This window comes from Polaromonas sp. (genome assembly GCF_036676035.1).
Lineage (GTDB): Bacteria > Pseudomonadota > Gammaproteobacteria > Burkholderiales > Burkholderiaceae_C > Polaromonas.
This window is the reverse complement of sequence record NZ_JAKFDR010000009.1, coordinates 1-10239: the sequence shown is the minus strand read 5'-3', so window position 1 is coordinate 10239 and position 10239 is coordinate 1. Positions and strand designations below refer to the sequence as shown.

The window sequence follows — 10239 nt, the reverse complement described above, 5'->3', positions numbered from 1 at the left end:
TGCGTGTGGCGCTCTGCACGTTGCAAGTCGCTGGCCCTCAAAACACCAGTCCGAGCCGCGGAACCGGCTTTGCCGGGCCGCAGGCGGGGCGGCCCCCTCGGGGGGCAGGGAGTTACACGAAGTGAACGACCGTGGGGGCCATCCAGATGCTTGACCGAATCAAAGCCTCCCTGCCCTCGCTGGCCCCTGCAGAGCAGCGGGTCGGCCGCCTGGTGCTCAGCGACCCGCGCGCCTTTGCCAACCTGCCCGTGACCGAGCTGGCCAGCCGCTCGCATGTCAGCAAGCCCACGGTGGTGCGCTTTTGCCGCAGCATGGGCTACGACGGCCTGAGCGACTTCAAGCTCAAGCTGGCCGGCAGCGTGAGCGAAGGCGTGCCCTTCATCCACCGCAGCGTGGATGTGGACGACAAGACCAGCGATGTGCTGGTCAAGGTCATTGACAACACGGTGGCGGCATTTTTGAAATACCGCAACGATGCCAGCACGGCCGCCATCGAAAAAGCCACCCATGCGCTCGCCGCCACCTACAAAACCGGCAAGCGCATCGAGTTTTACGGCGCCGGCAACTCCGGCATCGTGGCGCAGGACGCGCAGCACAAGTTCTTTCGCCTGGGCGTCAACACCATTGCCTACAGCGACGGCCACATGCAGGTCATGAGCGCCTCGTCACTGGGAACCGGGGATTGCCTGGTAGTGATCTCCAACTCGGGCCGCACCCGGGATCTGATGGATGCCTGCGACATTGCCCGCAAGAACGGCGCCACCACCATCGTGATCACGGCCAGTGGCTCGCCGCTGGCCTCGGCAGGCCATATCCATCTGGCGGCCGACCACCCGGAAGGCTACGACCGCTACAGCCCCATGGTGTCGCGCCTGCTGCACCTGATGATCATCGACATTCTGGCGACCTGCGTGGCGCTGCGCATTGGCGGCGCCAAGCTCCAGCCGCTGCTCAAGGAAATGAAGAACAACCTGCGCAACAAGCGCTACACCTGAAGCGGGGTTTGCCCAGTTCAGGCCAGCGGCAGCGAACGCTCCACGATGCCGGCAAACAGGGCCGAGCCCAAGGGCAGGATCGCATCGTTGAAGTCATAGCAGCTGTTGTGCAGAAAGTGGCTGCCCGTGCCCCCCTGGCTGCCGCCCTGCCCGTCGGGAACCTGCTCGCCCTGGCCAAGGCGCAGGTAGGCGCCCGGCTTGACCTTGAGCATGAAGGAAAAATCTTCAGAACCCATGCTGGGCTCCAGATTGCGCACCACGTTTTCCGCGCCCACGAGCTGCTCGGCCACGGCCGTGGCCAGCGTGTACTCGGCCGGTGAATTGATGGTGGCCGGGTAAATGCGTTCGTATGTCACGGTCGCCGTGGCGCCAAAGCCCTGCGCCACCGCCGTGCAAAGCGCTGTCAGCCGCTGCTCGACCAACTCCTGCACCTCGGGCCTGAAAGTGCGCACGGTCCCCACCAGCGTGGCATTGCCGGGCACCACGCTCATGGCGCCCAGATCGCCCGCCTGCATGGCGCACAGGCTGATCACCGCGTTGTCCATGGCTTTGACGTTGCGCGAGACAATACTCTGCGCCGCCGTGATGATGTGCGCCGCCACCAGCACCGGATCCACCGTGAGGTAAGCATGGGCGCCATGCCCGCCCTTGCCGGTGATTTCAATCGTGACACGGTCGGCCGCCGCCATCATGGGCCCCGGATTGATGCCTATCGTGCCAGGCCGCATGGCCGGCCAGTTGTGCATGGCGTAGATGGCCTGCACCGGGAAGCGCTCGAACAGGCCGTCTTTAATCATGGCATCAGCCCCGCCACGCCCCTCTTCCGCGGGCTGGAACACCAGCACAGCATTGCCGGCAAAGTTGCGGGTTTCGGCCAGGTAGCGGGCCGCCCCCACCAGCATGGTGGTGTGGCCATCGTGACCGCAGCCGTGCATCAGCCCGGGTTTGGATGATTTCCAGCCAAAGTCGTTGTGCTCGGTCATGGGCAGCGCGTCCATGTCCGCCCGCAGCGCCACCATCGCTTGCGCGTTGGCGCCAGAAGCTGCACTGGGCTGCTGCCCCTTGATGACGGCCACCACGCCGGTTTTCCCCATGCCGGTGTGCACTTCATCCACGCCACACAGCTTGAGCGCGTGCACCACCCGGCTGGAGGTGTAGACCTCTTCAAAACCCAGCTCGGGGTGCGCATGCAGGTCGCGGCGAAAAGCGGTCAGCTCGGGGTGAAACTGGGCAATCTGTGCAAAGGCGCGGCCACTGGCGCGCAACCTGGCGCCAGGGTCTTCCATCGAAGCAGGCAAGGTGCCAGACGCGGCACTGATAGAAGATTGCAAATCGGTTTGCATGAAAACACCGTCCGAAAATTTGAAAAATGCTACTTTTTTGCGAGCACATCAGGCGCCAGTGTAACGGGGCCGTACCAGGCCCGGGCATAGCCGCCGGTGTTATCCGTGTCGGTCATGATGCCAATGGCCAGCAGCGCGCCCGGCGCTTCGCCAAACGCTTTTTCATAGTCGGCGCGGATATCGCGTTCATAGTCCAGCCACCGGTTCAACCGGCCGGGCCCCGATTCAAGCACCAGTTTGCGAATGCGGTCGGTTCGCGGATTGATGAGCACCGTACCGGGCGCGCGGTGGTTGCCCCAGACGTACATCAGTGTGGCGTAAGGCAGTTCTTCGCCGGTCAGGGCCCGCGCCAGTTCGGACAGCATGGCGTTGCGGGCCGAAAACTTCGAGCGATCCCCTTCAAACGCCAGCACCACCCGCACCGGGGAATCATCGCCCTCGCGCAGCGTCAGGTCGGCGCCGTCAATCAGCGCAGGGACTTTCCAGGAAAAGCGAAGCTTGCCCAGCGCCGCGGGCTCCAGGCGCACGGTTTTTCGCAACATGCTGGCCGAGGCCACCGCCGTCACTGCCATCGCAGGTCGGCCCTCCGCCCGGGTGTAGATAAATGTCGTCGGTTGCTTGCCGGGCAGGCGGTAGTGTTGCCAGGTGGCTTGGGAGGTATCAGAAAGCGGTTTCACTGCCTCGGGTGACTGTGGCGTCGATGTGGCCATCGCCCAGGGCGTGGCTTCCAGGGAAGCATCATTGTCGGCGGGAGGCGGCAAGGCGCATGCCGTCAGCAGCAAGAAAAGGTAGCCACACAAAAGCCAGCGAGGCAGGCATTTTGCGGGGGTCAGCATGAAACTCATACGGGTAACAGGATTTCTACAGGTTCGTCATTCCCGCGAAGGCGGGAATCCAGCCGCACTACGAAGCGCAACGCTTGTTTAGCGCCGCACTGGATTCCCGCCTTCGCGGGAATGACGGTGCCATGATCAAAAAAACCCCGCCGTGTTGCCACGGCGGGGTTGATTTTTCGTCTCATCAGCTAGCTAGTGCTAGCAGACGATTAGAAGTTGTGGACCAGGCCCAGAGCGTAGCCGGTACGCTTGACTTCAACACCGCCAGCAACGTCGGTCTTGTTCTTGTCGCGACCGACTGCAGCGTAAACGTAGGTACGCTTGCTCAGGTCATAGGTGGTACCGAGCTGGTAAGCACTGGCTTTGATCACAACTTCAGGCGAGCCCACCTTGACTTTGCCACGAGACGCGGTGATGTAAGGGGTGAAAGCGCCCATCGGGAACTTCGAACCAATCTCCCATGCGTTGGTTTTCACGGTTGCAGCTGCGCCAAGGTTCGAGGTCAGCTTGGAGTGTTCGTACTGGAAGTAAGGAACAGCCATGCCCAGGTTGTAGCTCGCAGCAAAACCCCAGTCATTGATCTTGGCATCAACTGCACCAGCCTGACCTTTGCCCTGACCAGCTGACAGAATAGCGCTCACAGGGCCGTTGTTGTAACCCACGCCACCGAGGTAGCCGGTGGACTTGGTGGTGGTAGCAACCACACCGGTGTCGGTTTTCTCGTGCGTGGTGCCGATCATGGCCTGGAAGCCGCCACCAAACACAGGGGAGCGATAGCCGATGGAATTCTGTGAACGACCGCTGAGGCCGGAAAGAGCGTGCGTGTTGACCAGAAAGTCACCGCCAGCCACGCCAGCGGTAGCAGCGCTGTAACCACGGACATCGTCCAGAACGTTCAGGTAGGTACCAATGGTTACAGAACCGAAAGCGCCTTGCAATTGCAGAATAGCCGTGCGGGTCAAGCCGAAGGTGCCGAAGCCGCCGCTGGTGGAGCGGTCAGGGTTCACAGCGGTTTCAACGTTGAAGTTGACTTTCAGGCCGCCACCGAGGTCTTCGGTGCCACGAACGCCCAGACGGCCACCGGTACGGACGCCTTGTGCGCCAGCCAGGCTGGTGGTTTTCACACTGGTGCTAGCACCGCCAACGGTGGTGGTCGTTTTGTTGTAAGACGAGCCGAGGTCCAGGCGACCGTACAGGGTCACGGAGGACTGGGCAGAAGCTGCGCCTACAGCTGCGAGTGCAGCCAGAGCAATCAGGGACTTTTTCATTGAGAATTTCTCCAAGGTTAAACATAGGGCTCCAGGACTTTGGATCCCCGGGCCAACCTCCATTTAGGAAGTTGTTTGTATTGCAACAGAGGCGGCGCGCTTAGGCAAAGGAATTGCCCGGAAAAAGACATTTCCGTTGCACCTGTGCAACAAAGTGCAACCTGCCTGTGGGAGGCACACCACAAATCAGCTTGGGGCACAGCAAATCAAATGTCCTACAATTTTGTCCTACATTGCCGCTTCAAGACCAGACTTCCGATGCAAACCATCTCCCTTCGCGAGGCCAACCACCATTTTTCAAAACTGATCGCCGCCGTGGAGCGTGGCGAAGCGTTTTGCCTGACCCGCCGTGGCCATGCGGTCGCTTTGCTCATGCCTGCTCAACCCGCCTCGGGCATCGCAGCGACACCGCGCCCAACACCAAAGCAGACACCGCTGACCTCGCCCAGCCTCTCGCTGAACCAACGCGTGCAGCAATTGGAAGCGCGACTGGCTAAACTTTCCTCTCTTTCCAATTCACCAGAATGACCCGGCCATGGATGTCCTGCTCAACGCCACTGACAACGCCCTGCGCACCCTGTTTGCCAAACCCCGCGCCAGCCGGGCCTGCCCGACCCTGGCCGGGCAAGGCACGGAATTGACCACCCAGGACCGGGCGCTGGCGGGCGCGCTGATGCGGGTCAACCATGTGGGGGAGGTCTGTGCCCAGGCGCTGTACGCCGCGCAGGCCCTGAGCACGCGGGACCCGGCCCTGCGCCAGCATTTCGTGGAGGCCAGCCAGGAAGAGGGCGATCACCTGGCCTGGACGCGGGAGCGGCTCGACGAACTCGGCGCGCGGCCTTCGCTGCTCAACCCCTTGTGGTACGCCGGGGCCTTTGGCCTGGGGCTGCTGGCGGGCCGTCTGGGCGACCGGCTCAGTCTGGGGTTTGTGGTGGAGACGGAGCGGCAGGTCGAAGCCCACCTGGCCAGCCACCTGGAGCGCCTGCCCGAAGGCGACCACGCCTCGCGTGCCATCGTGGCGCAAATGAAGGACGACGAGGCGCGCCACGCACAGGAGGCGCAAAACGCCGGAGCGCTGCCCATGCCCGAACCGGTCAAGGTGCTGATGCGGGCTTCGGCCAAGGTCATGACGACCACGGCGCACTACATTTGAGGGGCTTGGCTCCGCTATTTTTGCTATTAATTAAGTAGCATTCGGAACATAACCTGCACGGGGCACAGCCCAAAAAGGCGCTGAACTCAGTCTTCCCGAACTTCAAAACTGGTGGTGATGTCCGCCGTCTTGCCCAGCATGATGGTGGCCGAGCAGTATTTGTCGTGGCTCATGGCAATGGCGCGCTCGACCGCGCTGGCCGGCAGGCCCCGCCCCGTTACCACGAAGTGCATGTGGATCTTGGTGAACACCTTGGGGTCTGCCGGCGCCCTTTCGGAACTGAGCTTGACTGAACAGCCCCGTACATCATGGCGGCCGCGCTTGAGAATCAGCACCACGTCGTAGGCCGTGCAGCCGCCGGTGCCGGCCAGCACGGTTTCCATGGGGCGGGGGGCGAGGTTGGCGCCGCCGTTTTCCGGCTTGTCCGCATCGGGCGCGCCGTCCATCACCAAAACATGGCCGCTGCCGGTTTCCGCCAGAAAGCTCATGCCTGATCGCGACCCTGTGGCGGCCGTTGGGCCGGTCCAGCTGACTGTGCATTCCATGGATTTTTTCCTTTTGCGCAAAAAATTTATCAAAAACGAGCAAAAATTGTCGAATTCGCGCCACACCAATTGTGCAGTGCAACATAATTTCGGTATACTTGAATCATCGCATCAATACGTACACATGTATTTTTGCACTGGTTGTCTCCTCCACCTCCTCTAAGGGTGGATTTACAGGCCCGGACCGCAAGGTCCGGGCCTTTTTTCTTGCCGACTATGATGTCAGTCTGCGAGAAAAGACATGCTGCCACCGAAAACCAAATCCCCCACCCCGCCCCCTTCAAAACCTGCCAAGTCCGTGGCCACGCGCACGTCAGGCTTGCAGCCTGCCGATTACCTGAAAAAAATCCTGACCGCCCGCGTTTACGACGTGGCCGTCGAGTCGGCGCTGGAGCCCGCCAAAAACCTGAGCCAGCGCCTGCGCAACACCGTGCTGCTCAAACGCGAAGACCAGCAGCCGGTGTTCAGCTTCAAGCTGCGCGGCGCCTACAACAAAATGGCCCACCTGAGTGCCGCCCAGCTCAAAAAAGGCGTGATTTGCGCCTCGGCCGGCAACCATGCCCAGGGCGTGGCGCTCAGCGCCAGGAAGCTGGGCACCCGGGCGGTGGTGGTGATGCCGGCAACAACTCCGCAGCTCAAGGTGGACGCGGTCAGGGCGCTCGGCGGCGATGTGGTGCTGCACGGTGAAAGCTACTCCGACGCTTACGCCCACGCCGTGGTGCTGGAGAAAAAACGGGGTCTGACCTTTGTGCACCCGTTTGACGACCCGGACGTGATCGCCGGCCAGGGCACCATCGCCATGGAAATCCTGCGGCAGCTGCAGGGCCTGGGCAGCAACCAGCTGGATGCCGTGTTTGTGGCCATCGGCGGCGGCGGCCTGATCTCTGGCGTGGCCAATTACATCAAGGCGGTGCGGCCCGAGGTGAAGGTGATTGGCGTGCAGATGAACGACTCGGACGCGATGATCCAGTCGGTGGAGGCGAAAAAACGCGTCACCCTGCCCGATGTCGGCCTGTTTTCGGACGGCACGGCCGTCAAGCTGGTCGGCGAAGAAACCTTTCGCATCAGCCGCGAACTGGTCGATGAATTCATCACGGTGGACACCGATGCCGTGTGCGCCGCCATCAAGGACGTGTTTGTCGACACGCGCAGCATCGTCGAGCCCGCCGGGGCGCTGGCGGTGGCCGCCATCAAGCAGTATGTGGCCGCCCACAAGACCAAGGGCGAGACCTACGCCGCGATTCTGTGCGGCGCCAACATGAACTTTGACCGCCTGCGCTTTGTGGCCGAGCGGGCCGAGGTGGGTGAGGAGCGCGAAGCGCTGTTTGCCGTGACAATTCCCGAAGAGCGCGGCAGCTTCCGGCATTTTTGCGAACTGATCGGCGAGTTGCCCGGCGGCCCGCGCTCGGTCACCGAATTCAACTACCGCATCAACGACGCCGACCAGGCCCATGTGTTTGTGGGCCTGACCACTTCGGCCAAGGGCGAAAGCACCAAGATAGCGGCCAATTTTTCGCGGCACGGCTTCAAGGCGCTGGACCTGACCCATGACGAACTCGCCAAGGAGCATATCCGCCACATGGTGGGCGGGCACAGCGCGCTGTCCAGGGACGAGCGGCTGCTGCGCTTTGTGTTTCCCGAGCGGCCCGGGGCGCTGATGAAGTTCCTCTCGCACATGCGGCCGAACTGGAACATCAGCCTGTTCCACTACCGCAACCAGGGCGCCGACTACGGCCGCATCCTGGTCGGCTTGCAGGTTCCCAAGGCCGACAACAAGGCCTTCAAGGATTTTCTGGACACGCTGGGCTATCCGCACGTGGAAGAAACCGACAACCCCGTGTACCGCCTGTTCCTGCAGGCCTGACGGATACCAGCTGACAAAGTGACACAAGGCCGCCATGCTACTTCCCGCCTTCCTGCCCGCGATTGAGCCGGTGACCGACCTCCCGCTGGAGGCCAGGCTGCGCCACAAGATCGACCACAAGACCAAGCCGGTGGGCGCGCTCGGCCTGCTGGAAGACCTGGCGCTGCAGTTGGGCATGATCCAGCGCAGTGAAACGCCCAGCCTGCAGGCGCCGCAGATGGTGGTGTTTGCCGCCGACCACGGCATCGCCGCGGAGGGCGTTTCGGCCTACCCACAGGCGGTCACGGTGCAAATGGTGGCCAACATGCTGGCCGGCGGTGCGGCCATCAACGTGTTTGCGCGCCAGCACGGCTTTACGCTGCACGTGGTCGATGCCGGTGTGGCGGCCGAGCTGCCCGCCCATCCGCAGTTGCTGCAGCGCAAAATCGCGCCGGGCACGCAAAACATGTGCAAGAGCCCTGCCATGACAAGGGAACAAGCACATGCCGCGCTGCAAGCCGGCATGGACATCGTGCAGGACCTGCCGGGCAATGTGGTGGCCTTTGGCGAGATGGGGATTGCCAACACCTCGTCGGCCGCCCTGCTGCTGGCGCGCCTGGCCGGCACCCCCATCGAGGACGCGACGGGACGCGGCACCGGCCTGAACGACCAGCAGCTGATGCGCAAGCGCGAGGTGCTGACGCACGCCTCGCTGCGCCACCAGCATGCCGTGGAACCCCTTGACATACTGGCCGCAATGGGAGGTTTTGAGATTGCCATGATGCTGGGGGCCATGCTGCAGGCCGCCAGCCAGCGCCGGGTGGTGCTGGTCGACGGCTTCATCGCCGGCGCTAGCGCGCTGGTGGCGCACGCGCTGGTGCCGCAGGTGCAGGACTACCTGGTGTTTTGCCACCGCTCGGCCGAGCGCGGCCACCGGCTGCTGCTGGCCCATCTCAAGGCCAAAGCACTGCTGGACCTGGACCTGCGCCTGGGCGAAGGCACGGGGGCGCTGCTGGCCTGGCCGCTGGTGCAGTCGGCCGCCCGCTTCCTCAACGAGATGGCCAGTTTTGAATCGGCCGGCATCAGCGGCAAGAGCGACAAGGGCGATTGAGCCTCTTCCTTTTTTTGATGAACCGCCCATGAATTCCCTGAGCCAGCTGGCGCGCGAGTACCTGGTCGCGGTGCAGTTTTTCACCCGCCTCCCGGTGACCGGGCGCCTGGCCAGCTGGGTCGGCCACAGCCCCGAACTGCTGCGCGCCAGCGCGGCCCACTTTCCGGGCATTGGCGTGCTGGTGGGCGCCGTGGCCGCCGCTGTCTACGCGCTGCTGCTGGCCATGCTGCCCGACGCGGCGTTCGCGCCGCTGGTAGCCGCCGCACTCTCCACCGTCGCCACGGTGCTGCTGACCGGCGGCTTTCACGAAGACGGCCTGGCTGATGTGGCCGATGGCTTGGGCGGCAGCCACGAGCGCGAGCGCGCGCTGGAGATCATGAAGGACTCGCGCATGGGGGCATTTGGCGCCATGGCACTGGTGCTGGCGCTGCTGTGCAAGCTCAGCTTGCTGGCCTTGCTGGCGTCCAGCGAAGCAGGCTTGGTGCGCCCCGAGGGAACAGACGCGGGCCTGCTGGCGCCGGCGCTCTTCAAGGGCTGGCTGGTGTGCACTGCCTTGTGGACCGGGCATGTGGTCTCGCGCGGTCTGCCCTTGCTGCTGATTCGCTGGCTGCCCCATGCCGGTGATGCCGCCAGCTCCAAGTCCAAACGGCTGGCCGACCAGATCAGCCTGGGCCGTCTTTTGGTCGCTTTCGCATGGTGTTTTATGGTGCTGGCCCTTGTCAGTACTGCGCTGCCCGCTGCTAATTTAATAGTGGCTTGCAGCTTTGCCGTGCTGGCGCTGCTGTGGATGGCCCGGCTCTTCTCGCGCCGCCTGCAGGGCTTCACGGGCGACTGCCTGGGCGCCACCCAGCAGGTCTGCGAAATCGCGTTTTACTTGGGCCTGGCCGTTAGCCTATAGGTATGGCCCCCACGCTTGTCGCTTCGCGTACTGCGCTGCCCCCCGAGGGGGCCGCTGCGCCTGCGGTCTGGCTAAGCCAGTCCCGCGGCCCCGGCTTGCCGTATGCATCCCTACGAAAGCTTGTTGCGTGTGGCGCTCTGCACGTTGCAAGTCGCTGGCCCTCAAAACACCAGTCCGAGCCGCGGAACCGGCTTTGCCGGGCCGCAGGCGGGGCGGCCCCCTCGGGGGGCAGGGAGTTACACGAAGT

General features: G+C 63.3%; 10 protein-coding genes. 6 read left to right on the top strand and 4 right to left on the bottom strand.

Translation table 11 applies throughout. From position 1 onward, the window contains the following. The first annotated feature begins 146 nt into the window (after positions 1-146). Entirely contained in the window at positions 147-995 is an 849-nt protein-coding gene (locus V6M61_RS01860; protein WP_332774856.1) for a MurR/RpiR family transcriptional regulator, read from the top strand. A 17-nt stretch (positions 996-1012) separates the two neighbouring features. Here the strand turns inward: V6M61_RS01860 and V6M61_RS01855 are convergent, their stop codons facing one another. The 3 genes from V6M61_RS01855 to V6M61_RS01845 form a co-directional block, all read right to left on the bottom strand. Then, positions 1013-2281 carry a M20 aminoacylase family protein gene (locus V6M61_RS01855; RefSeq protein WP_332774855.1) on the bottom strand — a complete coding sequence of 423 codons (1269 nt, stop codon included), beginning with the start codon at positions 2279-2281 and terminating at the stop codon, positions 1013-1015. Between the two features lie 86 nt (positions 2282-2367). Beyond that, positions 2368-3015, bottom strand: coding sequence for a DUF3047 domain-containing protein (locus tag V6M61_RS01850; RefSeq protein ID WP_332774854.1), 648 nt, complete (start codon positions 3013-3015; stop codon positions 2368-2370). A 368-nt stretch (positions 3016-3383) separates the two neighbouring features. Beyond that, positions 3384-4442, bottom strand: a complete 1059-nt coding sequence (locus V6M61_RS01845) for a porin (protein ID WP_332774853.1) — start codon at positions 4440-4442, stop codon at positions 3384-3386. 258 nt (positions 4443-4700) lie between these two features. Here V6M61_RS01845 and V6M61_RS01840 point away from each other — a divergent pair, with 258 nt between their 5' ends. Continuing rightward, a complete protein-coding gene (locus tag V6M61_RS01840; RefSeq protein ID WP_332774852.1) occupies positions 4701-4970 on the top strand; it encodes a type II toxin-antitoxin system Phd/YefM family antitoxin in 270 nt (89 codons plus the stop codon). Positions 4971-4977: 7 nt separating this feature from the next. After that, positions 4978-5595 (top strand): 2-polyprenyl-3-methyl-6-methoxy-1,4-benzoquinone monooxygenase, encoded by a 618-nt coding sequence (coq7, locus tag V6M61_RS01835; protein WP_332774851.1) that lies wholly within the window; start codon positions 4978-4980, stop codon positions 5593-5595. Between the two features lie 86 nt (positions 5596-5681). Here coq7 and V6M61_RS01830 read toward each other — a convergent pair whose 3' ends face one another. Continuing rightward, positions 5682-6140 carry an OsmC family protein gene (locus tag V6M61_RS01830; RefSeq protein WP_332774850.1) on the bottom strand — a complete coding sequence of 153 codons (459 nt, stop codon included), beginning with the start codon at positions 6138-6140 and terminating at the stop codon, positions 5682-5684. Between the two features lie 241 nt (positions 6141-6381). On the opposite strand from V6M61_RS01830, the gene ilvA reads away from it, so the two are divergent. From ilvA to V6M61_RS01815, 3 genes are read left to right on the top strand one after another with little or no spacing between them, the layout of a single operon-like run. After that, complete coding sequence (gene ilvA, locus V6M61_RS01825) at positions 6382-8004, top strand: threonine ammonia-lyase, biosynthetic (protein WP_332774849.1); 1623 nt, start codon at positions 6382-6384, stop codon at positions 8002-8004. Between the two features lie 34 nt (positions 8005-8038). Beyond that, on the top strand, positions 8039-9094 hold the full coding sequence (gene cobT / locus V6M61_RS01820) for a nicotinate-nucleotide--dimethylbenzimidazole phosphoribosyltransferase (protein ID WP_332774848.1): 1056 nt from the start codon (positions 8039-8041) through the stop codon (positions 9092-9094). A gap of 28 nt (positions 9095-9122) precedes the next feature. Further along, complete coding sequence (locus V6M61_RS01815; RefSeq protein WP_332774847.1) at positions 9123-9992, top strand: adenosylcobinamide-GDP ribazoletransferase; 870 nt, start codon at positions 9123-9125, stop codon at positions 9990-9992. Positions 9993-10239 lie beyond the last annotated feature (247 nt).

Bases quoted from the DNA above. Each gene is read 5' to 3' on its own strand.
- V6M61_RS01860 (WP_332774856.1), top strand. From the start codon at position 147: ATGCTTGACCGAATCAAAGCCTCCCTGCCCTCGCTGGCCCCTGCAGAG.
- V6M61_RS01855 (WP_332774855.1), bottom strand. From the start codon at position 2,281: ATGGAAGACCCTGGCGCCAGGTTGCGCGCCAGTGGCCGCGCCTTTGCA.
- V6M61_RS01845 (WP_332774853.1), bottom strand. From the start codon at position 4,442: ATGAAAAAGTCCCTGATTGCTCTGGCTGCACTCGCAGCTGTAGGCGCA.
- V6M61_RS01840 (WP_332774852.1), top strand. From the start codon at position 4,701: ATGCAAACCATCTCCCTTCGCGAGGCCAACCACCATTTTTCAAAACTG.
- coq7 (WP_332774851.1), top strand. From the start codon at position 4,978: ATGGATGTCCTGCTCAACGCCACTGACAACGCCCTGCGCACCCTGTTT.
- V6M61_RS01830 (WP_332774850.1), bottom strand. From the start codon at position 6,140: ATGGAATGCACAGTCAGCTGGACCGGCCCAACGGCCGCCACAGGGTCG.
- ilvA (WP_332774849.1), top strand. From the start codon at position 6,382: ATGCTGCCACCGAAAACCAAATCCCCCACCCCGCCCCCTTCAAAACCT.
- cobT (WP_332774848.1), top strand. From the start codon at position 8,039: ATGCTACTTCCCGCCTTCCTGCCCGCGATTGAGCCGGTGACCGACCTC.
- V6M61_RS01815 (WP_332774847.1), top strand. From the start codon at position 9,123: ATGAATTCCCTGAGCCAGCTGGCGCGCGAGTACCTGGTCGCGGTGCAG.